The organism is Leptospira ryugenii, assembly GCF_003114855.1.
Lineage (GTDB): Bacteria > Spirochaetota > Leptospiria > Leptospirales > Leptospiraceae > Leptospira_A > Leptospira_A ryugenii.
Genome location: NZ_BFBB01000001.1, coordinates 93,457 through 119,126, shown reverse-complemented (window position 1 = coordinate 119,126; position 25,670 = coordinate 93,457). Strand labels below are relative to the sequence as shown.

The window sequence follows — 25,670 nt, the reverse complement described above, 5'->3', positions numbered from 1 at the left end:
TTACCCTCTTCTTATAGGACGGGGACAAGACCAGAAAAGTTTCCAAACATTAGAGATAATACCAAAAGGAGCCAGAGAACCCCGGAAACCAAAACTGCCTTATCAGTCAGAATGGCTCTCGTTGGGTCATGCCCCATATTCTTGATGTAGATGATGTACAAACTTCTAAAAATAGCATAAACTACAATCGGCACTGTATAGACCATATGTTCCGTGCCCAAACTTTTTGCGGTAGTGGGACTAACAGTATACATGACATAGCTAACAAGCGTTAATGTAGCTACGATCGCCATCATCAAATCCAAAAACTCAATGGAATATTCCTGCAATATCTTTCTGTGTTTGCCAGCCTGGTCTTTAAGGATAGAGATCTCTCCCCTGCGTTTGGAAAATCCCCAAAACAAAGCCAACATAAATGTACACAACAACAACCAATTTGAAAATTGTACCCCGATCACCAAGGCACCTGCAATCGCCCGTAATACGAAACCGATTGAAATACTCATCACATCCAGAATCACAATGTGTTTGAGCACCTTACTATAGATAATGTTAAATCCTAAATAAAATATAGTTAGAAAGAAAAAAGGCACAGAGAGTAAATAGGAGCCAATCAAGGCAAAGGGTAAAATAATACCTGTGATCGCAAGAGCAATGCCAACGTCTAGTTCCCCACTGGCAATGGGTCTATGTTTTTTTTCAGGGTGTTTTGCATCTTCCTCACGGTCTAAAAAATCATTGAAAACATACTGGGAACTGGCAACGAGAGAAAAGAAAAAGAAGGCTAATGAAACTTTACCTAAAGCATCTAATTCGAATACTTTTTTAGAAAAAATTAGACCAGCAAATAGGATCAAGTTTTTGATCCACTGCGGAAGTCTCATCAATCTTAGATAGAGAATCAACATATTGACTTATTTAAATTGATTTTTAATTTCTGTATGGCGGATCACAAGTGTCGCTTTTTTGATTTTCTGTGAACGTGGTAGAAGTAAGTGAAGAGCAGGATCCGTACCTAGAGATTCTAGTTCAATTTCTTTCCCAGGGAAAGGTTTTCCAGAATTCTTTAACTCGTGAATGGAACCGTATTGGAATTTATTTTCTGGAAGCAAATCCGCCCCCCAAATAAAGGAATGGCTAAATACCAGTGAACCCTTTTCATCAAAGAGTTGAAGCTCCTTCAATTGAATTCGGATTCTAGCTTGCTCTGTTGGATCAATCCGCAACTGACCTGCGAGAATCGGAGCATCCCAAATAAATTCATAGGTAACCCAATTTCCATTTTCCGATACATTAATCTTCGAGAATGCTGAGTGCTCCAATCGAACACCTGGGTTTTCCTCATTCAGTGCGTAGATTCTGATATCGGTACTAGCAAGTTTTGGAAATCGAATTTTATAATAGAAAGTGCCTGAAGACACTGAGAAAAGCACTATAAAGAGTGTTAAAAATTGAAGATTCCAAATTCTTTTCTGTTTTGATAGAGCCGTATTCCATTCTGCTCTTTTTTTCTTTGAAAAAAGTCTTTCCAGATCATTTAAAAAGGAGGTGAATAAACCCTCCGTTCTTTCTAGATCTTTCGCTTCTAAAAAGCTCGTACTTCGCTCAAAGTTTAAAATATATTCAAGTTTTAATTTCAACTTTGCGGGGACATTGGTTACTTCTGCTACTGCCTTTTGCAAGTCATTAGACTCGAGTCCAGGATTTTTATCGTTTAACATTAAATAGAGTTTTAAACAATCCTGCGCAAGAGGTTTCACTAACAAATTTGCATCTTCCCATTTTGAATTAGCATTGAGTATTTCCAAACTTTCAGCTCGTGAAAATGCTGCCTCCAACTTCTCGGAAACCGCCTTCTTTTTTTCCTCTAATCCAGATTCTTCTTGGGATAGGCCAGGTTTCTTAAATGAAAGCGTAAATAGTTCTTTAATCTTAATGCTCATTCTTTTCTCTCTTTGTTTTATTGATTTTATATATTCTAGTAAAGCGAATTTTCCCTTAACCTACTTGTATTTTTACTCCATCGTCACTTGCGCCCATCTTTGGTACGCCCGAATGACCTGTGGCAGCGATAAGAACTGTAAAAATTCCGACTCTACCCACAAACATAAGGAAAACATAAAGAATTTTTTCTACATCGGCAAGCTGTGATGTCAAGTTCAAACTGAACCCAACTGTGGAGAATGCAGAAACGAGTTCAAAGAAAATCACATGCAGCGAATGTTGATTCCCATCTAACACACCCAATACAATAAAAGCGCCTGCAAATACTAAGGTAGCTAAAAAATAAACTCGGATAGCCACTGCTACTGAGTTTTTAGAAATCACCTCACCAAACAACATAACTGGTTTTGATGGCTGGATCACATTTTTCAAATATGCTAATAGAAGAGTGAATGTTGTGATTTTGATACCGCCAGCCGTTCCTTGCGGACCACCTCCGATAAACATTAAAGTTGTTATGATAATGATGGAAGCGTCAGTTAGATTTCCAAAATCCAATGTCGCAAAACCTGCGGTACGAGAGCAGACAGAGATAAAAAATGCATTCGCAAATCTTTCAGAAACATCCATTGGTGACAAAGTATGTGGATTGCCAGCCTCTAAAAAATAAACTCCCAAGGTCCCAAATAAAATCAGTAATAATGAGCCATAGACTAAAAGTTTTGATTGGATTCTTGTTGATTCTCCTCGTATGTGGTCGTTATAATCTTCAATTCTCCCTTCCAAAAAAGCACTAAGGACAGTAGGGACAAATAAAAGTTTGGGAATCTTTCCTGTTTTTAAGGACTTGCGCATCATCAAAGTCTCTGTCACTACTTCTATCCTGTCTACGATCCGAAAGATGACGGTGAGAAGAATCTTTTCTAAAAGAATGATAACCGGAAAACCAATACCACCTAAGATTACTAATGCGCTCACAATGTACAAACAAAATGGTTCTGCCCTAAGGCCACTCAAATCATCCACGATCGAAAACCCTGCGTTATTAAAAGCAGATACAGAGGTAAAGAGTGAAAAAAACCAACGAGGGTTGTCTCCCTCTACTGCCTCTGGCATGTGCAAAAACAAACCAATAGCACCTAACAACTCTACGATGAAAGAAATATTCACCACCGAGATCAAAATACGGTTCACTTCTCCTGTTGACATAGAGTCCGTCTTTGGATCATCTTTGTCGATGGCAGCGACCACAAATGCATTAAATTTTGTATTCCGCGATATGCCCTTACTGATTAAAAAACCTATGATAACAGTAAAACTGATAATCCCGAGCCCACCAATTTGGATGAGCACCAAAAGTATCCAATGAGTAGAATAACTAAGGCTGCTGATAGGTATGGGCGAAAGGCCTGTCACACAGATAGCTGAGGCAGAGAGGTAAACGGAATCCACGTAACTCAGATTCCCCGCCTCATTTCCATAAAGAAAGAAAGAACCTAAAAGGATGGCAGAGAGAAAACCGAAGCAGACAACCCGGGCAAAAGACATCGTGCGAAAAAATCGCCTAAGACGTGATAAATACATACTATATCCGAATGCCTAGATGACCTAGGATTTCGCCCACCTAAAAAAGCCCAAGTACTTTACAAAACAGCTCAATTTCTGATCTTGGTAGAATCAGAAGAAATGTATTCATTTCTGTTACGGGGAATGTATGACCGCAACGACAGCGACAAAAAGGGATCCAAAATTAGAGAAAATCCGTAATATCGGAATTTCTGCACACATTGACTCAGGGAAAACCACCCTGACAGAACGTATTTTATTCTATACGAACAAAATCCACGCCATCCATGAGGTGCGCGGAAAAGACGGCGTTGGTGCCACTATGGACAGTATGGACTTGGAGCGTGAGCGTGGGATTACAATCCAGTCAGCCGCTACCTACGCCACTTGGAAAGACATTACCATCAACATCATTGACACACCAGGCCACGTGGATTTCACCATCGAGGTGGAGCGCTCCCTTAGGGTACTTGATTCAGCGATTATGGTACTCTGTGGGGTGGCGGGTGTGCAATCTCAGTCCATCACAGTAGACCGACAGATGAAGCGATACAGTGTCCCTCGTGTTGCCTTCATCAACAAATTGGACAGAACTGGTGCCAACCCTTGGCGTGTGATCGAACAACTCAGAGAAAAATTACACCTAAACGCACATGCCGTCCAAATCCCAATCGGATTGGAAAACGACCTAAAAGGAATCATAGACCTCATTGAGATGAAGGCATATTACTTCGAAGGTCCCAACGGTCAGGACATCAAAATCACTGAAATCCCTGAGGAGTTAAAAGCCCAAGCAGAAGAAAAAAGAGAAGGATTACTCGATGCAGTATCCCTCTTCAGTGATGAATTGACTGAAGAACTTTTAGAAGGCACACCTACTGAAGCAAGAATCAAGGAAGCAATCCGACGAGGGGTGCTCCAACTTAAGTTTGTTCCTGTTTTTATGGGATCAGCTTTCAAAAACAAAGGTGTTCAAAAGCTACTCGATGGCGTAGCAGACTTTTTAGCCTCTCCCTATGATGTTGTGAACAGAGCCAAAGAAGTAGGCAATGAAGAAAATGAAGTCATCATGGAATCTGACCCTGAAAAACCTCTTGTTTGTTTAGCATTTAAACTTGAAGATGGAAGGTATGGGCAGCTAACATACGTTCGTGTTTACCAAGGCAAACTCGAAAAAGGTATGACCATTTACAATGCCTCCAACAACAAACGTCACAACGTTGGTAGATTGGTGCGTATGCACTCCAATGAAATGGAAGACATTACCAAAGCAGAGGCTGGAGATATTGTTGCCCTTTTTGGTATTGATTGTGCCTCAGGGGATACATTCACTGATGGAAAAGTCAAAGTAACAATGGAATCAATGTTTGTTCCAAGCCCTGTTATTTCCCTTACCATCGAGTGCAAAGAATCAAAACAACTCCCGAACTTAGCAAAGGCATTGAACCGATTCACAAAAGAAGACCCAACTTTCCAAACGGAAATGGACAAGGAATCCGGCCAGACCATCATCAAAGGTATGGGTGAATTGCACTTAGAAGTCTATATCGAAAGGATGAAGAGAGAGTATGGTGTGGATTTAGTGACGGGAGCACCGCAAGTTGCCTACCGCGAAACCATCACCAAATCTGCTGATTTTGATTACACTCACAAAAAGCAAACTGGTGGCCAGGGACAATTCTCACGTGTGGCAGGCATCATGGATCCAATTCCTTTGGATGAAGGCAAGGACTATGAATTTGTAGATAAGATCGTTGGTGGATCTATCCCTCGTGAGTACATTGGATCTTGCGACAAAGGATTCCGTTCCTGTTTGGAAAGAGGATCGCTCATTGGATTCCCAATTATTGGAGTTCGCTGTACAATCAACGATGGAGCATACCACGATGTGGACTCCTCGGATATGGCCTTCCAAATTGGTGCACGGTATGCATTCAGACAAGGCTTCTCAAAAGCCGCTCCCATCATCCTAGAACCAATCATGAAAGTGGATGTGGAAGGACCGTCTGAGTTCCAAGGTGCCATCCTTGCCTCCATTAACCAAAGACGAGGTATGATCTTAAACACAACCGAGGAAGGTGGCTATGCAAAGATTGAAGCTGAAGTCCCTCTCGCGGACATGTTTGGTTACTCCACTGTGCTTCGTTCCTCCACACAAGGAAAGGCAGAGTTTGCTATGGAATTTTCCAAGTATGCTCCTGTCCCAAGAAACGTGGCCGAAGAGTTAATGAAAAAATACAAAGTCAATAGCAAAGACGACGAATAATCATAGCTTGGTCTTTGGAACAAGTCACAAAAGGCAGGTGGAAACCTGCCTTTTTTTTTGTCTTTTTTACCGAGCGAGATAGTTAATTTCCTAGCCTACCAGGCAGAACTCTGTCGATAATTGGGATACCGATGCCATGCAGAAATCGATTTTAGTTTCCGTATCACTGATTGGCTCTTTTCTTTTTGTCCTATCGATCCATGGACGGGAAAAGGATGAAAAAAAGGCCGGCACCTATCGTGTGCAAGCTGGTGATAGTTGGTATTCAACAGCAAGAAAGTTCAACCTCGACCCAAAAACACTAGCCTCATGGAATGGAAGAACTGTTTCTGATGCCCTATATGTAGACGAGACCATTCGCGTGAAAAGCCTCGGGCCTAGTTCGGAAGAGTTAAAAGAAAAAAAACCTCCCGGTAAACCAAACTTCCCTCTCTCCCAAAGGGAGTCCATTAAACATCCGTTTTCTGATACTAGCCATATTCCTCACAAAGGTGTAGAATTTACAAAATTAAATCCGGGCTATGTTAGGTCTACATTGCCTGGAAAAGTGATCAATATCGACTATATGGATGGATATGATAACTTTGTCATCCTCGAACACCAAAATGGCTGGTATTCAGTGTATGGAAACTTGGAACGCGTCTACGTAAATGAAGGTCAAAATGTAGAGGCAAAACAAAGGCTTGGTTCCATATCAAAAAACAAAGGGCTTTACTTCCAAGTAAACCAAAACAAATCAGCAGTCAATCCTATCCAATTCTTTCAGATCGGGAGTTCATAATGTCCGGCTTTATTTTAAAAAATGTCAAAATTTGGAACAAGAAAGAGTTTGTTTTAGGTTCTCTACAAGTCGAAGGTAGCCTCATCACGGCCATGGGAGAGAGTGGAGACTGGAACGCATCTCTTCCTAGCTACGATGGAAATCAATCATTAGTCTTACCAAGTTTTATCAATATGCATGACCACCTTCTCGCCTCTTATTTGCCAAAAGTAGGTGGAGAAAACAAACATATATCCTGGTTGTCTTTTGATAATTTATATAAGTCATCTGCGGTATTTGCAGAGCGACAACAAATCGATGCAGAGTTATTGTACTACCTAGGTGCCTATAAAAATTTATTTTCCGGTGTGAGTATGGTATTTGACCATATCCCTACGCATATTTCGAAACCATTTTCTGAAACTCTTCCAACGAAACTGGTCAACAATTACTACCTTGCCCATTCAATTGGTAACTATAGCTTAAATTGGGGAGAAGGTGCCGCCTTAGAATATAAATTGGCCGAGGAAAACAATCGTCCATTCATTACCCATTTAGGGGAAGGCATTGACGAGGAATCCATCGTCTCTTTACGAAGACTTGAAAAAATGAATGCGCTAGGTCCGAACTCTGTTCTCGTTCATTGCCTCCCATTTGGCCAGAGAGAAGTAGACATCATCGCAAAAAACAAAGCAACAGTCGTTTGGTGCCCATCATCTAACATTCACATCTTTGGAAAAACTACAAATATAAAGCTATTTTTGGACTCAGGTGTAAATGTTTGTCTTGGCACAGACTTCTCCCCTTCGGGCTCATTGCATTTATTGGAAGAGATACGCTTTGCAAAAGAAATATTTGAAAAACTATACGATGCAGAACTCAGTGATGAGACGATTTTACAATGGATAACGCAAAATGCAGCAAATGCAATCCGCGATCCAAAAGTTGGCCAACTTAGCCCTGGAAAAACAGCCGATTTTATCCTAATTTCCTCTACAGCGGAGGCGGAAGAAAACTTTCTATCAAAACTCACTACTTCTTCCATAGATTTAATGGTCATAGACGGAAACCCTTCCTGGGGCTCCCCACTCTACGAAAAAATATTTACAGAGATGAGGACCAACTTTGAGAGAATTATCTGGAAGGATCAGGATAAAATTGTAGCGGGATCGCCAGTCTCCTTATTAAATCAAGTTTCCGCAAGCCTTGGATACAAAAAGGAATTGGCTTTTTTGCCTGTTTCCGAAAAATGAAACGCTAAAGAGGAAATCCTTGTCTGGTCCAATTGTTCGAAATTATAAAGGCGGTTCAATTGTCTATTTTGAGAAAGACAAGGCAGAGGATATCTTTGTTCTTCAAAAAGGAAGAGTAGTACTTACCTATACAAATATCAACGGCGTGGAGCTCAAAGAAGATGTTAAGATCGGTGAATTTTTTGGCGTAAAGAGTGCCATCGGTCGCTACCCTAGAGAGGAGACGGCACAAGTCATCGGCGCTGCAACAGTTCTCGTCTTCAAAGTCCCAGAATTTGAAAAATTCGTTAGTGATAAAACACACTTAATCATCAAGATGCTAAAGGTATTCTCTAGCCAATTGCGACAGGTCCATAGGCAAGTCAGGGAAATTCTAGGCCAAGGGGAGGCCAAAAATCCCGCTTTCGAGCTGATGAACGTCGCAGAGGTTTTTTATAAAAATGGGAATTACGAACATGCTGTATATGCTTTCAATCAGTACCTTTCTCACTATCCGGACGGAACGTACGTAGACCGTGCCAAACAATTGCAAGACTTCGCTTCCAAAAAAACGCCTTTCCCATTGAGTGTTCCTGATCTAGTCTACAAACCAGAACCTGGCTCACAAACAGGAAAGTTACAGGAAATGCTCCGCACTGCTGCCGTCACAAAGGACAATACCCCATCCTCTATCGATCCCAATTCCATCCAAGCTCTCTTTGATAAAGCCTCAACTTTGTTCAATGCCTTGAAGTATGAGGATGCCGCAAATATCTATAAGGATCTCTCTGATCGCACAGACACAGTCACACAGGAAGAAGAGCAATTGGTGGAAAACTCACTCTTCCATTACGGAAAAGTCCTCTATAAAAGTAAGGATTTTGCAGCCAGCATAGGCATCTTTTCTAGTTATATCAAAAAATACCCCAAAGGTATGTTGCTCAAAGAAAACCTCTACCATTTGGCTCTAGCCACCGAGGCCAATGGTGACCGCGACAAAGCAAACCAGTTTTTCCAGAAAGTTGTCAACATCCCTCCTCTCGATGATAGCATCTCAGAAGATGCCAAGAAAAAACTAAAAGGGAGGTAAGTGATGAATGACCAAATGTTAGAAGCAATGTTTGGGAAATTTGGGAAGGTGTTTGAGCCCAATGAAGTGCTTTTCTGTGAGTATGAACCAGGAAATGATTTTTATCTTATCAAAGAAGGAAAGGTAAAGATCACAAAAACGATTGGCACTTCCATCAAGACACTCGATATCCTCGAAGCGGGAGATATCCTCGGAGAGATGGCGATTCTCGAAGAGCAGCCTAGGTCAGCTACAGCCATTGCGGTCACAGAAGTAAAGGCTCTAAACTTCAACAGAGCGAATTTTGAAATGCTCATGACCAAAAACCCAGCTTTGGCGATGAAACTACTTCATATCTTTTCATCCAGAATTTACGACCAAAAGCGCCGCCTTATGATACTGCTAATGGATGATATGGTGGGTAAAGTCTGCGATGTCTTTGTCATGCTCTATGAAAAACAGTACAACAATGATACCTACAATGAAATCATTCTGAATGCCACTGTAGATGATATTGCCAACTGGTGTGCACAACCAGTTGGTGAGGTGCAAAAAGTCATCATGCAATATGTAAAAACAGGCAAATTAGATTTGTATCCAGATAAAATTGTTATTCACAATATCAACGACTTCCAAAGGATTGTGAATCAGAAACGTAAACCATCATAAAGCTCCCGTAGCTCAGGTGGATAGAGCACTAGTTTCCTAAACTGGGGACACAGGTTCGAATCCTGTCGGGGGCAAGGTTTGCATCATTTCCATGACCGATCCCAATAACATCCTTCATTTCCTCAACAAGTCTACAGATTTCCTGAAAAAAAAAGGGATACCTTCGGCAAGAACCGATGCTGAATGGATACTTGCTGATTTGCTTCGATTAACAAGAATTCAACTGTATGCAAAATTTGAAATGCCTCTATCCTCGAAAGAAATTGAAGAGTATAGAGAGAGGATTGTGGACCGGAGCAAATCCAAACCTGTTGCTTACATCATTGGAAAAAAAGGATTCCATCAATTTGACTTTTTTGTAAACGAATCGGTTCTCATTCCAAGACCCGAAACAGAGGAACTGGTAGAACTCATTCGATTGCGATATGAAAAGGAGGATAAACCTCTTCAACTTTGGGATTTAGGGACAGGGAGTGGTTGCATTGGACTTAGCCTTGCAAAACTATTTCCTCATTTCTTTGTTACCCTTACAGATATTTCTGAGGAAAGTTTGAATGTCGCAAAAAAAAATGCGGAAAATTTGCAAGTTAATGATAGGTGCAACTTTATCCTTTCAGATCTTGCGAACAAACTGTCTTCAGAAGTAAAGTTTGATCTCATACTTTCTAACCCACCCTACATACCTCTTGAAGAAAAAGAGGACATCATGAAAGATGTTGTAGCTTATGAGCCGCACCAGGCTCTATTCATAGAAAATATTTTCGAATTTCATAAACAGATATTTCAATCGTTTGCTGATCACTTAATTCCCACAGGAGTCTTTGCGATCGAGACACATCCAAAGTTCATTCACAAACTTGCAGACTTAGCCTCTACTTTCTCATTGGGCGATATCGAGATCATCAAAGATAGCTCTAGCAAAGATAGGTTTATCATCGGAAAATCAATGATTTGAATTTTCCATTTCCAAGAGAACAGAAGATCGCAATTGGAATAGTAGTTGATAAAACGTTTTCTCTTCCTGAGAGGTCAGACCACTCCTAAACACACGGTCTGCATCTTCAACCAAAGGTAGCCCTTTTTTCCAAACCTTCTCGCCCTTGGTGCTAAGATAAAGTCGGTAGAGACGTTTATCATTGGGATCGGCCTTTCTTTCGACCCAGGCTTTGTTAACCCATACATCTACTAGACGAGAGATAGTTGTTTTGTCCCGAACCAAAGCTTCCGAGAGTTCTTTCTGAGAGATCCCAGGTCGTTCCCAAACGGGGAGCAAAGCCATCCAGTCTTCAAACCTAAGTTCAGAATTAGAATTTTGAAATTGCAGAGAAAGGTACTTTCTCATCAGTAAAAGTGTATCGCTCAGATGAAGGCCAAAAGATGACTGCTTTGCTTCCATATCTCTCAGTAAAAAATCTTTTCTCATCTTGGCAAGAATTATAGTTGCAATCCACAACCATATAGTTGTATATTGCAACTATATGGAATGGAAAATTGAATATTGGAAACGTGATGGTTTTTCCTTTGGCATAAGTGCAAGCCCCAAACGAGACTCAGCACTCTTTTTGCCTGGTTCACACCTTTTTTACCCAAGGCTTCTTTCAGAGGCAAAGATTCTGGAAAAATACCAAGTGATCGTGATGGACCACCGCGGTTTTGCACACCTACAAAGAACAAAGGATAGCGTAGAGGACTATGAACTTTCATGGGTAATCTCTGACTTTACAGAATACATAGCGCACAGCATCCCGAATGAAGTTCCTATCCATTTGTTCGGACATTCAGGACATGGGTATATGGCATTGTTACTGGCACACGCGCAGCCAAAGCGTTTTTCGAGCCTTTCACTCGTGGGCACTGGTCCGAACCACGGTGCTCCGCTTTTCGCTCGAGAACCTTATTTTGAGCAATTGGCAACGAAGGAACGTAAGGAAAGAAACCTAGCCAACCAACTCAGATTTGAAGCAGATTGCAAAGAGAGTCCGGAGCATTTTTTTATCCATTACTGTCGGAAAGAAGAGGCACTTGCATTTTTTGATTGGAAGACAGACTCATCTCATTTTTGGTCAGGCATCAAAACCAACCGATTGGCCTTCGACCATTTATTTGGTAAAGAATTTGCCAACATCGACAGCAAAGCTCTGTTATCGGAACTCCAGATCCCTGCCGCTTTGTTCTTGGGAAGGTATGATTTTCAAGTGGCTCCCCATTTTACTTGGGATCCAGTTTGTATTCAGAATCCAAGGCTTAAGAAATTTGTATTTGAGAAGAGTGCACATTATCCCTTTTGGGAAGAACCAGAAGAGTTTTGGATGCGATATGAAAATTGGCTAGAAAGGGAGAGCCTCCTCTCTCTATAGAAAGGAGGCAAATATACTTGAGACTCTTATGCCTATCCAAGCATATCTTTGACTTCGTTTCTCTCTTCGATCAGTTCTTTGTGGGTGATGTCAAACTTTTCCTTCCCAAATGCATTGATCTCAAGACCTGTCACGATCTCGACTTTCTTGCCATCTGATTTGAGTGGATAACCAAAGATAAGACCCTTCTCAACCCCATATTCTCCATTTGAAGTACAAGCTGCACTAAACCAATCTCCTGGTTTTGTAGGAGTAACTATATTCCGAACAGTATCCACAACTGCATTTGCTGCAGATGCCGCTGAAGAAGCGCCACGTGCTGCAATGATAGCGGCTCCACGTTTTTGGACAGTGGAGATAAAGTCTGTTTTCAACCACGCTTCGTCCGAAATAAGCGATGTTGCAGGCTTACCTTGGATCTTCGCATTGTAAAAATCTGGATACTGGGTCGCTGAGTGGTTCCCCCAAATGGCAACGTTTGTTACCTCTTTTACTAAAACACCTGCTTTCTGCGCAAGTTGTGTCTTGGCTCTATTTTCATCGAGTCCAGTCATCGCAAACCAACGATCACTAGGAACCCCTTTTGCATTGTTCATGGCAATGAGGGCGTTTGTATTGCATGGGTTGCCGACAACAAGTACTCTCACGTCGCTTGCCGCATTTTTCTCAATTGCCTTTCCTTGGATGGTAAAGATACCACCGTTGATTTTCAAAAGGTCGCCTCGTTCCATTCCAGCTTTTCTTGGAACCGATCCAACCAAGAGAGCCCAATTCACATTCTTGAATGCTTCGTCAACACTCGAAGTTACACTGACTTTGTGAAGGAGAGGAAACGCACAGTCATCCAACTCCATAATCACACCTTTGGCCGCAGGAAGTGCCTGCTCTAACTCTAATAACTGAAGCTCAACTGCAGTGTCTGGTCCAAACATTTGTCCCGAAGCAATTCTAAATAACAAAGCATAGCCGATCTGGCCTGCTGCTCCTGTCACTGCAACTTTTACTGTATTTCCCATGTCTTTATGTTCTCCGATTCTATTTGTTTAATTCTTTTTGGATGATTTCGTCAAAGTTTTCAAATGGAAGGGCCCCTGACACAAAGATTCCATTTATAAAAAAGGCAGGAGTTCCATTCACCCCAACTTTTTGGCCGTCTTCAATATCTGAATCTATTTCTGCTTGGAGTTTCTTTTTGTCTTTCATACAAGCTTGGTATTTCTCTGCATTGAGACCTGCTTTCGTGACCAAATAATCTACGTTACCTGGAGATAAATTTCCCGAATTTTCAAAGAGAACTTGGAACACATCCCAGTATTTATTCTGAGGGATAGAACAGTTGGCAGCCATATGCGCATACATTGCATTCTCATGAAATGGAAGTGGAAAGTCACGGAAAACCCACTGGATGTCATCTTTGTATTTTTCTCTAAGTCGACGATTTACGTCCTGACTTCTTTTGCAGAATGGGCATTCAAAGTCTGAGAACTCAATGATAGTAATCTTAGCACCTTCTTTACCAGTCGAAGGATTTCCTTTTGTTTCTACCGAGACTCTTACTTGTTCAATTTCGCGGAGTTTGAACTCAACTGGGTATTTTGTAACGATTTCTTTGTATACACCTTGGTTGTGTTGTTGTTCTTGTTGGTTCTTTAAAACCTTAATGATTTGGTCTCGAACTTCTGCCAAAGATTTACCACCAAACTGTGGTTTGTATTGAGTATATACTGCCTGGATTTCTTCATTGCTCGGTTCAGTCGCCACAAATCCCTGAGATAAAACCTCCGAAGGTTTAATGTTTTTTTCTTTGGCAACAAGTTCAAAAAGTTTGTCTTGGGCAAACTCACTGAGAGTATTCTTAACTAAGGACTGGTACTCAGTCTGAAACTTTGAAAATGCGACAGGTGAAGTCTTCTTAACATCGTTAATATCATAACGTTTTCCACCGATCATAACGGCATCTGCGAGAAAGAAGTTCTCTACAAAGGAAGGGAGGGAGATAGCTGCGACAAGGGCAAACAATACCGCAAGTCCAGTCACGATCTTTGATAGAGGTTGCTCTATCCATTTTTGGTTCGAATTTTCCATCAAAACCAGCATTTCCTCGCCAAAGAGGCAAATCAAACGGAAAAAATTGGCATTTTTTTTTAGATTTTTACTCAGGAATTATGCCTGGCGACCGATGTTGAAATTGGAGAGAAAGGGAGTTCTCTCGGATCCCAAAAACGGAGGTTTGGATTTATGAATCTTTCACCCATTCCAGGTATGGGCCCAGGCGCCGTACCAGCCATCATGCCATCGAATAGCTCAGGCCTAACGCCAAGCGATGGAAAGGGTGAGCAGAACCCTAAACTAGAGATAGGAAAAGGGAAGCTCACAAAAAAAGAAACCAATGCCCACGAGGAAAAGGGGCCAAAACCAGAGGATTTGGTTATGAAACCCTCACCTACTACTTTGGAACAAAGGTTAGACCAAATCATTTCTGCGGAAGAAGTGAAAGATCTGCTTTCCATGGTCACAGGCGGAGCACTGCCAAAACAGAAAGACCACAAGATCGATATTAAGCGGTAATCCACTGGTATCTTTAGCAATAGCCATCCAAGATGGATTCCTAATTCTTCTTAGTGGCGTATTACTACTTTCTGTTTTGGGACTAATGGGGGTCGTATACCACCAGTTTATTTACCCCATTCTTTCAAGAAAGGATTCTGATCGTTTCATCCCTGTACAAGTTGGTGACCATTATGACATCACAATCGATGAAGTCAGCCGATTTGGGAGTTTTACTGTTGGATGTAAAACAGGACATTTAGCAACTCGTTGCCAAGCAATCTCGGAAGACCATTTAATCTTCCAATTCAAAAAAAGTAGAGATTCAGAAGATTATACCATCACTGTACTACGAAATGGACCTTCCTTTTATAAACCACCAAGGATGGATACATATGGCAAGATGGAGAACAAAGAATCTTTTGATTCCTATGAAATTATTGGCCATCCTGCAGAATTTAGGATCTCAGATAAAATCATTAAAGATAGAATGGTTAATTTTATTGAGATCGCATTGAGTTCTTCTTTCTATTTCAATAAGCTCGGAAAAGAAAGAATGAAGTTTACATTTACCATTGGAAAGATCCAACCGGGCATCAATAGAAAGGTTCGATTCAAGGACGATACGTACGCTTTTGGAAAAGAAGAAGATAGCGAAGACCAAGAAGATTAAATGGAATTATGATTGTTTGATTATGGTTCCCAGATGATCTGTCTGTATGCGTTTGAATTGATAGGGAATGTTCTGTTTCTTAAACTCTTCCGCAATCAAATTCTCCAAAATTGATTTATATTTATCTGCATTTTTTCTTTCAGTAAAGATCAACAAACTTGGCCCTGAGCCAGAAAGACAATGCCCAAATTTATGAGGGTCTAGCTTTTCCGTAATTTGAAAGAGAGGACTTGACTCTGTAATTCTATAAGGCGTGTGTAATTTATCTTGCAATGCGTTCTTTAAATCGCTAAACCTTCGCTTTTCCAAAAAGTAGAGCCAAGAACCTAAACGGGATAAATTAAAAATGACATCTTTTGTTGGGTATAGGCCAGGTAGAGTTTTTCGAGATTCTTCTGTCGAAACTGTATACTCAGGTGTTAACAAAAATAATGCGATGGATGCTGGAAATTTTTTCCGAAAGTAACGGAGAGGTTCCCCTTGGCAGGAGGTCGCAAAGACAAATCCACCTAAATAAGCGGGCAAAGTATTGTCAGGGTGTCCTTCCCACTCTGCTAAAAATTGTAAAAACTCTGAGTCTGTGATTTGCCTTTCGTTCGAAAATGCAAGCGTATGCACCCTTCTTGCCAAACTCAATCCTGCCACAATAGCTGAGGCAGAAGAACCGAGCCCACCTTTCAAAGGAAGGCCGATCCACATCTTACAGACGTATTTAGGAATCTCTACTTCGGGCAAAAAGGCACGGAAATAGCTCTGGTAGGCGACTTGCACTAAATCATCTTCCGGCGCAAACGGAAGGGACTCTCCCTTATGGTTTGTACTCTGGAAGTTGGCTTGGGAAGGGAATTGAAACTCGAATTGATTGTAGATCTTGAGAGCCATGCCCATAAGATCGAAGCCCGGTCCGAGGTTTGCCGAAGTACCCGGAACTTTGATGGTGATTTTGGGAATAGAAGGCATACTCTTGGGCATAGGTTTGCCCAAGGGGGGACAAAATCAAATCTCTTTCTTTTGCAGTCTCTGGGCCAAATGGCTCCCGCCCAGAACCACAGCGGGGATTCCTTGCCCTGGGTAAACCGTATCCCCACATAGATAGAGTCCTTTCACAGAAAGAACATTCGGGGATAGAAAACGAAAGGGATTGGAAAAATAAGAAAAGGGAATCCCTCCCACGCGGCCCAATTTCCTCCCCGTCCAGGTTTGCCAGCTAAGAGGACTTGCAGAGTGTAAAGCGATGATCTCCTCCTTTCGGAACCAGGGAAGACTTTCAGCTAACTGAGATAAGATGGTATCTACCCAGATTTGTTTGTGGTTTTGGTAGTCTTTTCCCCTTTCTCTCCAAGTCTCTGGATCGGAAACGTGAGTGGATATCGAGAGCACAAGCACTCCATCTCGTGACCGCAGCTTATCTTCTGGATGAGAAAGAGAAACAAAAATAGAATCCCCTCCTCCCTCAGGCAGAGGAGCGGAGAGATGGATCTGGTAGTGGTAGGATTTGGGCACCAAACTGCTAGTTCTCAAGACGACTCCCATGGTAAAGGCACTATAGATCCCTTCTTCAAACCTTCGGATTGCGTGCAAGCGCGCAGGAATCTCTTCTGAGAGTAAAGGTTCCACATTCCAAATCGGAATATTGCAGACAACAACCTTGCTATAGTAGGTTGATTTCTTCGTTACAACTTGGAATAGATCCTGTCCGCTCTCTGAACCATCCTTCCTGATTCGGATTACTTCTTCCTTGAGATGGCATTCTCCTCGGTTTTTTTCTAAATACTCTACCAAGGTTTCGGAGAGACGTAAAATCCCGCCTGGTATGTACGTGTTGATTAAATTCGGATAACAAAGACCAGCTGCTGCCGTTAAAAGAGGGGCCTCTTTTGATTTGCATTGGTTTGTGATCATCAACTGTTCATCCAAAAAAGATATCCACTCCTCCTTCCCTTCCAATCCAAAGATTTTGAGAACCCAACGGAATGGCAAAAATGAAGCGCAAAAAATAAGTATATCTTTCGGACGAAGTGTTCGCAAAAGTCTAAAAATATCTTTTCCATTCGCAATTGGAAAATGTAAATAGCGTCCAGAAATCGACCAAAGCCCATCTGATAGAAAAAATAAAAACCTCCAAAACCATTCCATACGCTTGGATTTGCCAAAGACACGTGCAATTTCTTTCTGCCACTTTTCTCGCTCAGGATAACGTATGAGTTCTTTGTCCTTCCAGAGTACCACCATAGAAGGAGAGAGAGGGATTCTAGGGAATTGGATGCCCAGATCCCTTTCTAATTGTGCGAGAGGTAGCCCCTCCTCCCAACCAACCACGGTGGTGGCACCCGATTCAAAGCGAAACCCAGCTCGGTCAAAACTAGATGCGCAGCCACCTGGGTGGATGCCTTTTTCCAGCACAAGGACTCGGTTTCCTTCTTTGGCATAACGGCTCGCAAAGGCAAGGCCTCCTAAACCACCGCCGACAACGATCGCATCCCAGATTTCTTCCATTGACTGATAGACTGGCACGACTTATGCAACCAGTATCAGAAAAGAACAGGGAACGTTTTTTTTGGTATCTCCGACGTTCCTTGTGTTTAAAAAAAGAGCAAATTGCTAGTTAGGGAAACAATATATGGTTAAAGAATCCTGGAAGAAAGTTGATCCCGCCTTACTCCTTTGGAGATCTCTTGCGCGCCAACCAGAATACCGGATGGGTGCCTTACATTTGAACCCAGAGATTACGATCCGAACCTTTAAAAACCAAAAAGCCCGTTACCTAGAAGCAGGCCGATTTGAGTTCATTTTGGCAATGAAGGAGCTCCTAAAGCCAGTATCACAATTAGAAAATGAAAAGATGGAATACCTCATTTTCCGTAGTTTTGACGCCTACCAGAAAGAGGTTGCCTACTCGCAGGGATCAGATACCCAGTTTTCGATAGATATTGTATTTCAGTTCATAGAATTTCTCTGCCAAGAAAAAACAAAAGAGGACATTACCTCTCTTTTGCAAAAAGAAACAAGCCTCGAAAAAAAAGAGGTGGATTCCATCATCCAACACATCAAAGCATTTAACAAATTAGGTGCCTATTTTACGAAAGTAAACCATTTAAAAAAGACAATCGAAAACGGTGAACAAATCATTGCCGCGATTGCCACTGCCTTCCCAGAAATTACTTGGCTTGCTCTGGAGTCCATGTTCTATCTGTTAGTTGCTCAACATGCCTTAGCATCCAAATACAGCTGCGAATCCTTGCTCAAAGGTTGGATGAATGAATATGGATTTGATGAAAACCAATATGTTGTGGTAGCAAACTTTTTTCCTCCTGGTACCTCTTTGCTCGATTTTAGCGGTCGCTATACGGAGGCCATTCGGACTCTCATTCGCATCAAAGAAAAGGAAAGACCCGAGTATGATCTTTTGCTTTTGCGATCCATAGGAAATTATTTCAGCTCATGGATCGTAAAGGTAGCACACCAAATGGAGACGGATCTTCAAACTGCTTGAGTTTGCTTAAGCCCAAACTTTTTTCAAATCAGAAATGATGTTCTTTTGCATGGCCTCATTGGTTCCACCACCAATGGATAGAAGTATAGAATCTCTATGCAATCTCTCGACTGGGTACTCGCGGCAGTAGCCATATCCACCTAACACCTGAACCGCACTCCGAGAAACGCGCTCCGCCATTTGTGTGGCGACTAACTTAGCAGATGCTGCCCCTAGAGAATTTCTCGTTTCCGGTGAGATGCTTTGTGCAACTTGGTACACCAAAGCTCGTGCAGCAGAATACTCTGCGTAGGAGTCAGCTATCAACCTTTGGATCTGACCAAACTCAGAGAGTTTTTTGCCAAATGCCTCTCGGTGCCGCATGGCATGGTCACACATGATATCGATACAGCGAGCCGCGATGCCCAAAGATTGTGCTGCTAAAGTCACCCGTTCAATCTCCAAATTTCTCATCATGTGGGTGATGGCCGAATTTTCAGTACCAAGTAAATTTTCAAGGGGGACTTCCATGTCCTCAAAGACCAATTGGGTGGTTGGGGAGGAACGCATACCCATTTTCTCTTCCTTTTTCCCGACAGAAAATCCCTTATATGTCGATTCAATCACAAAGGAGGTCATTTTCTTTGCATTTTTATCCAATTTTGTATAGAGAACAAAGACCTGCCCAACCGAGCCATTGGTTATGTATTGTTTGGTTCCATTGATGATGTAACGGTCCCCTTTTCGTTCGGTATGGGTTGTCATTCCTAAAACATCGGTCCCAGCTCCAGGTTCTGTCATACCCATTCCACCAATCCATTCACCCGATACCACTTTGTCCAAATACCTCTGGTGTTGTTCCTTATTTGCACTATAATAAAAATTATTCACGAATAAGACTTCATGCGCTAAATAGGAAAGCGTAAAACCTGGATCATATTTGGACATTTCCTCGTGGATGATCACACTCGCAGTCGCATCCAAACCATGCCCCCCATCCGATTCAGGGATGGTAATGCCGAATAGACCCAGTTCCGATCCTAGGCGCTTGAAAAGAGATAGGTTAAAGCCTTCTGTTTCATCGTATTCTTTCGCCTGCTCATCCAGTTCTTTTGCAGCAAAATTGGCCACGGACTCACGTAAGGATACATGGGCATCTGTGGGTTGGAATAAGTCTGTCATTCGGTTTTCAGAGATCGTGGTCATGCCTAAATATTTGGTACAGGTTCAAGAATTGTAAACGAAAAATATTCAGTGATTCTACGTAGAATCCCGAAATTTGCCACAAAAAATACAAAGGCACACTAACTGACATTAGCTAGACATCTAGACAAAATTGACTGTCTTATTTGGATAAGGGAATCTACTAATAAAGTAAGGACCAACATGACAATCTTTGGAATATGAATAAATTTATTTACTGATTCTTCTGTACTTGCTACAAGAGTAGAATTGAAAGGAAGTTTATCTCTTCCTTTGAGTAGAAAAATGGCTGATTTAAAACAGGTTCCAAAGGATAAGCTCGCAAAATTTGAATTAACTGAAGACACTCTCAACAGTTTTCGAAAGAACAATTCTATCCCTTTTGACCTTTACAATCGGAATGGCCAGATCATCATTCCCAAAAAAAAGAACCCAAGCCAAGACGATTTTGCCAAACTCTTACGATTCGAGCTTCAAGGTGTTTATTTTCTATTAGCTGAACTCCAAAAAACAAAAATCTCTGTGGCAGCTGCCAATGCGGAAGGAAAGTCCAACGTTAAGTTATTTGACCCAAAAAAGGTTGAAGACTTTGCAAAACAATCAGCTGCTTTGTTAGATGATCTAAAAAAACATTCTTTCACCTCAGACCAAGCTATCATCGTACAAAACTCTGTGAATGAGATCCTGAACGACTTCACTAGTAATCCAGATTTTGAATCTGGGATTTTTAATATCTTAGAAATTTTAAGTGTAGCGGGTGTTAGCCTACAATCTGAACTCATGACCAAACGGACCATAGTCGCGATGGGGATGAAGGTTAGAACAAAAAAGATTGTTTCTGATGCAGATAAAAAACCCTACCATAAAGAACACCTAGCACTTATGATGGCTAGCTATCTAGCTGATGTTGGTTATGCGAAACTCGATATCACTGAAAACCCAAAATTAAGCAAAGAAGAATACGCCATTATCCAACAACACCCCATCATCAGTTATCTGATGAGTCTATCTGCTCCCGAAATCTCTACGGATGTTCGGACTCTCATCTTAAACCACCATAGACCTTTCCGTGGCGCCGGAGTGAACAATAACTTCCCAGACCCAAGGATAGTCTTCCAAAAGCTAATGTCCATACGAGATATGTATTCCAAGGAAACAAACCGAGAAAGAATCGTGGAAGACATTGAAATGCAATTGCACTTACAAGAAAATCAGATCACTACGGCAAACCGTGAAGATGACATTGCCATTCTATCCTTGGCTAGTGAATATGCCTCTCTTACTTCTGCCCAAGCATGGAGACCTGCATATAGTTCAGCAAAAGCTCTAAAGATGATTGTGAATGATTCCTTCTTTTCATATAGTAGCAAAAACATTCGCCATTTGATTGATTACGTGGGGGCAAGTCTCACGAACAATGAAAACATCATTAATGCAGACGATTTTATCATCACAGCATCCGTTGATTCCGAAAAACAAGTGCACTTTGATATCTGCAAAGTGATAGAGGTAGACCGCTACCAAACCCGTCCAAAATTACAAAGAATTTGTACGATCAAACCTATCTTCAAAAAGGCAAATAAATACAGGATCGCAGACTTTGACCTCTCCCAAGTGCGCATGGATAGGAGAAAGGCCATCATAGACTTATCCTCCCATGCAGCAGGCTCGACTCGGGTTATCTACATCATAGACCCTGAAATGAATGCACCTTTGTTTGAAGCAGTTGGAAAGCTTAGCAAAGCAGCTGTTTAATTACGGTTTCCACTCAAATAGATAAATGGAATTTTCTTTGCCTTTTAGTTTGACTTTACCCTTTCTCTGAAACGAGTCGGGTTCGCCAATCTCTCGCCACACATCCTCCGAGACCAAAAGCTCCGCATGTAGGGCTTTGCAGGCAGACTCAATCCTAGATGCTGTGTTTACGGTATCTCCAATCACAGTGTATTCCATACGATCCTCTTTGCCTACATTACCCGCAAAGACTTCGCCAGTGTGAATCCCTATCCCTATCCGAATTTCCATTTCTCCTTTTGCTTTTCTTTCGGCATTGAACTGGTTCAATTCGACTAACATATCAATTGCGGCATTCACTGCATTCTCGGCATCGAATCCAGGCTTTGGAGAAGGGAATGGTGTACCAAACGTTGCCATGACTGCATCGCCTATGAACTTGTCCAAGGTGCCACCAAATTTAAAAACAGATTTTGTCATCCTTCCTCTATACTCTGATAAAAAGCCAGAAAGAGTTTGTGGGTCGAGACTTTCAGAAAAACTAGTGAACCCTCGGATATCAGAAAAGAGAACGGTTACTTTTTGTCTCTTTCCGATTTCTAAGGATGATGTTTGGGTGGAAAGATGTGGAATTAAATCAGGAGAAAAGTATCTCGAAAGGGATTTTTTCTGTGCTTCCACCTGGGCTAATCTAACAAGCATTTGATAAAAACTATTGATGGCATAAATAATTGAGATCACAAGACAGAGATATACGACTGGACGTGCAAGCACCGCATCACTTACAATGATTTGTGGTCCAAGCACATATTCATACCAATCCAAAGTATGTGACGTACCTTGGATAAAGGCATAGAGCGCATAGGTATAGAAATAAATAAAATAACAAAGGATAGAAAAGAGGACCAGATTGGCTCTGAGTTGTATCAATCCTATGGCAATGGGAAGGATAAAGTAAAAATGCAATGGATTTTTGATCAAAAAATTTGCGTTGTTGTGACCACTTAACAGATACCAACTCCAAAGGGCCGAGGCCACTAAGGTGTTATCCAGAAATATGCTAAAATACTCATACCAATAGCGAATGCGCTCGGATGGAATCTTCAGTACTTTGCTATGGAGCCAGGCATTGAAAAAATAAATCGCTATGGTTCCAACATTCACAACATAACCCATACTTCCGTAGTTTGTATTGGAAAGGTTTGCCAAGATAGAGATGAGAATGCCAAAGCCTGCCACATACCGAAATCGGTTTGCCACCAAGGCTCCTTTTTCTTCCTCTTCTTCGATCAATGTCTTGGCACTGAGGGGAATAGATTTGTCTTTAAAGAATATGAATTGTAGGCTAGGAAAGATCTTCATTTTTTTAGGAAACCTTGGATTTCCTTCTCTTAAAATGCAAGAACAAGCAGAAAGGATAAATTTTTAATGGGCAGAGAATTAGAAGGTGGAAAAAAGTAAAAACATGTTGTACATCCTTGTTCACTCCTTGCTCTTATTTTTTTCCCTTGCCTTGGTTTGGCAGCTGTTCCGAAAAGAGTCGCGGGCTTGGACACTGAAGGCTTATATTTCGGAGATCAGAGAATTCCCTAATTCTTGGCAAAAACCTCTGTCTTTCTCCTGTTTTCTTTCCTATCTCCTTTTCCTCTCTCTCCCATTGACCCTTGGTCTTTTCTTTTATCTCAAGTCCGATGCCAATGTTCTCGTTGTCATTCTATGGATAGTATGGACATATAACTGGTTCAAATACACCTTCTGGAAAGAATAAAAGACTTCCCATCATGATCGGCTCACTTTTTCTGGTTTATAGGCAATCCACGAAATCGGGGTAAGGAATGAAAATAGTTGTACTAGTCAAACAGGTTCCAGATACGGAAACCAGCATCAAACCCGGCGACAAATCAATCAATGAGTCCGGAGTCAAATGGATCATCTCTCCATACGATGAATTTGCAATCGAAGAAGGCATTCGCATCCGTGAAAAAAGCGGCGGTGAAGTCATTGCTGTTTCCCTCGGTCCAGACCGAGTCGTGGAAGCTCTTCGAACTGCATATGCTATGGGTGTTGACCGTGCAGTCCATGTAAAAGTTGACGATTACGTAACTTTTGATTCGACATACACATCTGAACTGCTAGCAAATTTGATCAAAGCAGAGAATGCAGATTTAGTGATCGGTGGTAGACAGTCCATTGACACTGACAGCTCTCAAGTTGTCATCCAAATCGCAGAAAGAATGAACGTACCACATGTTGCGATGGCACTGAAATTAGAATTTGATGGCAAAAAAGTGACCGCTACTCGTGAAATCGAAGGTGGGACTGAAGTCGTTGAGACATCTCTTCCTCTTGCCGTTACAGCACAAAAAGGACTCAATGAGCCTCGTTACCCTAGCTTAAAAGGTATCATGTCCGCTAAGAAAAAACCTGTTGAGGTGAAAAAGCCAGAGGAGTTGGGCGCTACGGCTTCTAAACTCGAAGTGGTTTCTTTAGAACCACCTCCACCACGTGTAGCTGGAAGAAAATTAGAAGCAGGCGATGCACAAGGTTTTGCAAGTCAACTCGTAAAAGCACTTCGCGAAGAAGCGAAGGTGATCTAAGGAGATTATCAATGGCAGATGTATTAGTAGTTAGCGAATTAAAAGATGGTGAGCTCAAAAAAATTTCTAGAGAGCTTACTTCCGCAGCAAGAAAGATTGCCGATGCAATCGGTGGAAAGGTTCATACAGTCGTGATCGCGGCCAGTGCAGACAAGTATGCTGCCGATCTCAAAGCTGTGGGAGCTGATGCCATCATTACAGCAAATCTTGGTGACTTCAACCCAGAAGGTTATGCGAACGGGATTGCAGCCATCATCCAAGAGAAAAAACCAGCAGTGGTACTCATCCCACACTCCTCACAAGGGAAAGAGTATTCGGCACGCGTTGCCATTAAAGTAAACGCTGGTATCGTTGCAGATGCAGTTGGTCTTTCGGTCGACGGCGGGAAAGTCGTCGCAAAAAAGCCAATCTATTCTGGCAAAGCATATGCAAATTTTAAAATCAGCTCTGACATCCAAATCTTCACAGTGCGTGCTAACTCACAAGAAGTGAGCCAAAAAGAAGGCGCAGGATCTGTGGAAGCATCCTCTGCATCTGCTGGTGAAGTGAGATTAAAATCACTCTCCAAAGACCTCTCTGGTGGAAACAAAGTTCAGTTAGCTGATGCTTCTATCATTGTGTCTGGTGGTCGTGGGATCAAAGGACCGGAGAACTGGCCTCTTTTGCAAGATTTAGCGGATACACTCGGTGCAGCACTGGGAGCCTCTCGGGCAACAGTTGATGCTGGTTGGATCTCTCACTCGCACCAGGTTGGGCAAACAGGAAAGACTGTATCCCCGAACTGTTACATTGCTTGTGGTATTTCTGGCGCTATCCAGCACCTTGCAGGTATGGGCTCCTCTAAGTACATCGTAGCGATCAACAAGGATGGAGATGCTCCTATCTTTAAAGTTGCTACGTATGGTGTGGTTGCAGACTTATTTGAAGTTGTGCCCGCATTGACATCCGAGTTCAAAAAAGTGTTGGGTTAATACCAACACTTCTCCTACCGGTTTGGTCTCCCGATCCAGGAAACAATTTTTTTCCGTTCTCTTCCTTCTCCTTGCCCCAGTGTTCGGGGTCCAGGCTCAGGATGGTAGGGAACGGTTAAATGCTGTCCTTGCCAAAATCAACTCCCTTGAAACCTTCCGAGCCACTGTCACCATCAATGGTACTTTGACAGGAGTTCTCTCCTACAAAAACCCCTTCCAATTGCATGTTCGGCTAAATGATGGGCGCATAATCTCTTCCAACGGAAAGGTTTTATGGTTTTACAGCCCAGATACATCGGTTTCTGGCAGGCAGGACCTTAAAGGCGGTTCCGCAGGGCTTGCTGGTTTGTTATCCGGTTATGAAACCGTGACTGTAAGTGGTCGTACGTTCCGTTTGACCTCTCCGAGTAAGAGGTATTCAGAAATCATCTTGATTGTTTCGGACAATGATTTACCAAGAGTGATTAAGATGAAAAGGGATGACGAAGAAATCACAGAAATCGCTTTTTCCGGCATTGCCACCAATATTGGTTTGGGCACTGCTTTGTTTAATTTCCAGCCCCCTACTAGCTCCCAGATTGTAGAAAATCCTCTCAACCAAAAGGAATAA

The 25,670-nt window shown here is 41.9% G+C and carries 24 protein-coding genes, 1 tRNA gene and 1 pseudogene; 16 read left to right on the top strand and 10 right to left on the bottom strand.

From position 1 onward, the window contains the following. Window positions 1-11 precede the first annotated feature (11 nt). The 3 genes from DI060_RS00520 to DI060_RS00510 are packed head-to-tail and all read right to left on the bottom strand — an operon-like array spanning window position 12 to window position 3,528. Window positions 12-908 (bottom strand): decaprenyl-phosphate phosphoribosyltransferase, encoded by an 897-nt coding sequence (locus DI060_RS00520; RefSeq protein ID WP_108972577.1) that lies wholly within the window; start codon window positions 906-908, stop codon window positions 12-14. A 6-nt stretch (window positions 909-914) separates the two neighbouring features. Then, window positions 915-1,943, bottom strand: coding sequence for a hypothetical protein (locus tag DI060_RS00515; RefSeq protein WP_108972575.1), 1,029 nt, complete (start codon window positions 1,941-1,943; stop codon window positions 915-917). 55 nt (window positions 1,944-1,998) lie between these two features. Beyond that, the gene (locus DI060_RS00510) at window positions 1,999-3,528 is read right to left on the bottom strand and encodes a TrkH family potassium uptake protein (protein WP_108972572.1); all 1,530 of its coding nucleotides are present in this window, start codon (window positions 3,526-3,528) and stop codon (window positions 1,999-2,001) included. Between the two features lie 130 nt (window positions 3,529-3,658). On the opposite strand from DI060_RS00510, the gene fusA reads away from it, so the two are divergent. From fusA to prmC, 7 genes are all read left to right on the top strand, one after another. Further along, on the top strand, window positions 3,659-5,776 hold the full coding sequence (gene fusA, locus DI060_RS00505) for an elongation factor G (RefSeq protein ID WP_108972570.1): 2,118 nt from the start codon (window positions 3,659-3,661) through the stop codon (window positions 5,774-5,776). Window positions 5,777-5,912: 136 nt separating this feature from the next. Then, window positions 5,913-6,557, top strand: a complete 645-nt coding sequence (locus DI060_RS00500) for an LIC_10271 family cell wall hydrolase (protein ID WP_108972568.1) — start codon at window positions 5,913-5,915, stop codon at window positions 6,555-6,557. Beyond that, a complete protein-coding gene (locus tag DI060_RS00495; protein WP_108972566.1) occupies window positions 6,557-7,789 on the top strand; it encodes an amidohydrolase family protein in 1,233 nt (410 codons plus the stop codon). Before DI060_RS00500 ends, DI060_RS00495 begins: the two co-directional genes overlap by 1 nt. Before the next feature lie 19 nt (window positions 7,790-7,808). Next, a complete protein-coding gene (locus tag DI060_RS00490) occupies window positions 7,809-8,858 on the top strand; it encodes a tetratricopeptide repeat protein (protein ID WP_108972564.1) in 1,050 nt (349 codons plus the stop codon). Window positions 8,859-8,861: 3 nt separating this feature from the next. Then, window positions 8,862-9,506 carry a Crp/Fnr family transcriptional regulator gene (locus DI060_RS00485; protein WP_108972561.1) on the top strand — a complete coding sequence of 215 codons (645 nt, stop codon included), beginning with the start codon at window positions 8,862-8,864 and terminating at the stop codon, window positions 9,504-9,506. Between the two features lies 1 nt (window position 9,507). Further along, window positions 9,508-9,580 (top strand) — tRNA-Arg (locus DI060_RS00480). 17 nt (window positions 9,581-9,597) lie between these two features. Next, a complete protein-coding gene (gene prmC / locus DI060_RS00475; RefSeq protein ID WP_108972559.1) occupies window positions 9,598-10,461 on the top strand; it encodes a peptide chain release factor N(5)-glutamine methyltransferase in 864 nt (287 codons plus the stop codon). On the opposite strand, the gene DI060_RS00470 is transcribed toward prmC, so the two are convergent. Then, window positions 10,450-10,902 (bottom strand): MarR family winged helix-turn-helix transcriptional regulator, encoded by a 453-nt coding sequence (locus DI060_RS00470; RefSeq protein WP_108972667.1) that lies wholly within the window; start codon window positions 10,900-10,902, stop codon window positions 10,450-10,452. The two genes, prmC and DI060_RS00470, sit on opposite strands and share 12 nt — an antisense overlap. A gap of 28 nt (window positions 10,903-10,930) precedes the next feature. On the opposite strand from DI060_RS00470, the gene DI060_RS00465 reads away from it, so the two are divergent. Then, window positions 10,931-11,863 carry an alpha/beta fold hydrolase gene (locus DI060_RS00465; protein WP_135354963.1) on the top strand — a complete coding sequence of 311 codons (933 nt, stop codon included), beginning with the start codon at window positions 10,931-10,933 and terminating at the stop codon, window positions 11,861-11,863. 32 nt (window positions 11,864-11,895) lie between these two features. On the opposite strand, the gene DI060_RS00460 is transcribed toward DI060_RS00465, so the two are convergent. Further along, a complete protein-coding gene (locus tag DI060_RS00460) occupies window positions 11,896-12,879 on the bottom strand; it encodes a malate dehydrogenase (protein WP_108972554.1) in 984 nt (327 codons plus the stop codon). Between the two features lie 19 nt (window positions 12,880-12,898). Continuing rightward, window positions 12,899-13,948, bottom strand: coding sequence for a DsbA family protein (locus DI060_RS00455; RefSeq protein ID WP_108972552.1), 1,050 nt, complete (start codon window positions 13,946-13,948; stop codon window positions 12,899-12,901). Between the two features lie 153 nt (window positions 13,949-14,101). Between DI060_RS00455 and DI060_RS00450 the strand changes: the two genes are divergently transcribed. Both DI060_RS00450 and DI060_RS00445 read left to right on the top strand, forming a co-directional pair. After that, window positions 14,102-14,431: a hypothetical protein gene (locus DI060_RS00450; protein ID WP_108972550.1), complete on the top strand. Its 330-nt coding sequence runs from the start codon at window positions 14,102-14,104 to the stop codon at window positions 14,429-14,431. 85 nt (window positions 14,432-14,516) lie between these two features. Beyond that, complete coding sequence (locus tag DI060_RS00445; RefSeq protein ID WP_244594233.1) at window positions 14,517-15,083, top strand: hypothetical protein; 567 nt, start codon at window positions 14,517-14,519, stop codon at window positions 15,081-15,083. A gap of 6 nt (window positions 15,084-15,089) precedes the next feature. Here DI060_RS00445 and thrB read toward each other — a convergent pair whose 3' ends face one another. Together thrB and DI060_RS00435 are read right to left on the bottom strand one after the other, a co-directional pair. Next, window positions 15,090-16,043 (bottom strand): homoserine kinase, encoded by a 954-nt coding sequence (gene thrB / locus DI060_RS00440; RefSeq protein ID WP_108972665.1) that lies wholly within the window; start codon window positions 16,041-16,043, stop codon window positions 15,090-15,092. Window positions 16,044-16,079: 36 nt separating this feature from the next. Further along, window positions 16,080-17,597, bottom strand: a complete 1,518-nt coding sequence (locus DI060_RS00435; protein ID WP_135354962.1) for a phytoene desaturase family protein — start codon at window positions 17,595-17,597, stop codon at window positions 16,080-16,082. Window positions 17,598-17,703: 106 nt separating this feature from the next. On the opposite strand from DI060_RS00435, the gene DI060_RS00430 reads away from it, so the two are divergent. Further along, the gene (locus DI060_RS00430; RefSeq protein WP_108972544.1) at window positions 17,704-18,576 is read left to right on the top strand and encodes an LIC_13029 family protein; all 873 of its coding nucleotides are present in this window, start codon (window positions 17,704-17,706) and stop codon (window positions 18,574-18,576) included. Between the two features lie 6 nt (window positions 18,577-18,582). Here DI060_RS00430 and DI060_RS00425 read toward each other — a convergent pair whose 3' ends face one another. Continuing rightward, a complete protein-coding gene (locus tag DI060_RS00425) occupies window positions 18,583-19,761 on the bottom strand; it encodes an acyl-CoA dehydrogenase family protein (RefSeq protein ID WP_108972542.1) in 1,179 nt (392 codons plus the stop codon). Window positions 19,762-20,043: 282 nt separating this feature from the next. Between DI060_RS00425 and DI060_RS00420 the strand changes: the two genes are divergently transcribed. Then, window positions 20,044-21,513 (top strand): HD-GYP domain-containing protein, encoded by a 1,470-nt coding sequence (locus DI060_RS00420; RefSeq protein ID WP_108972539.1) that lies wholly within the window; start codon window positions 20,044-20,046, stop codon window positions 21,511-21,513. Here the strand turns inward: DI060_RS00420 and DI060_RS00415 are convergent, their stop codons facing one another. After that, window positions 21,514-22,854 carry an adenylate/guanylate cyclase domain-containing protein gene (locus tag DI060_RS00415; RefSeq protein WP_108972537.1) on the bottom strand — a complete coding sequence of 447 codons (1,341 nt, stop codon included), beginning with the start codon at window positions 22,852-22,854 and terminating at the stop codon, window positions 21,514-21,516. Window positions 22,855-23,140: 286 nt separating this feature from the next. Here DI060_RS00415 and DI060_RS19350 point away from each other — a divergent pair. The 4 genes and pseudogenes from DI060_RS19350 to DI060_RS00395 all read left to right on the top strand — a co-directional run. Further along, window positions 23,141-23,260, top strand: a pseudogene (locus DI060_RS19350) (LIC10362 family protein); the annotation flags it as partial. Window positions 23,261-23,327: 67 nt separating this feature from the next. Then, on the top strand, window positions 23,328-24,089 hold the full coding sequence (locus tag DI060_RS00405) for an electron transfer flavoprotein subunit beta/FixA family protein (protein ID WP_108972532.1): 762 nt from the start codon (window positions 23,328-23,330) through the stop codon (window positions 24,087-24,089). A gap of 11 nt (window positions 24,090-24,100) precedes the next feature. Further along, window positions 24,101-25,060: an electron transfer flavoprotein subunit alpha/FixB family protein gene (locus DI060_RS00400; RefSeq protein WP_108972529.1), complete on the top strand. Its 960-nt coding sequence runs from the start codon at window positions 24,101-24,103 to the stop codon at window positions 25,058-25,060. Between the two features lie 79 nt (window positions 25,061-25,139). Beyond that, window positions 25,140-25,670 (top strand): LolA family protein, encoded by a 531-nt coding sequence (locus DI060_RS00395; RefSeq protein WP_439956868.1) that lies wholly within the window; start codon window positions 25,140-25,142, stop codon window positions 25,668-25,670.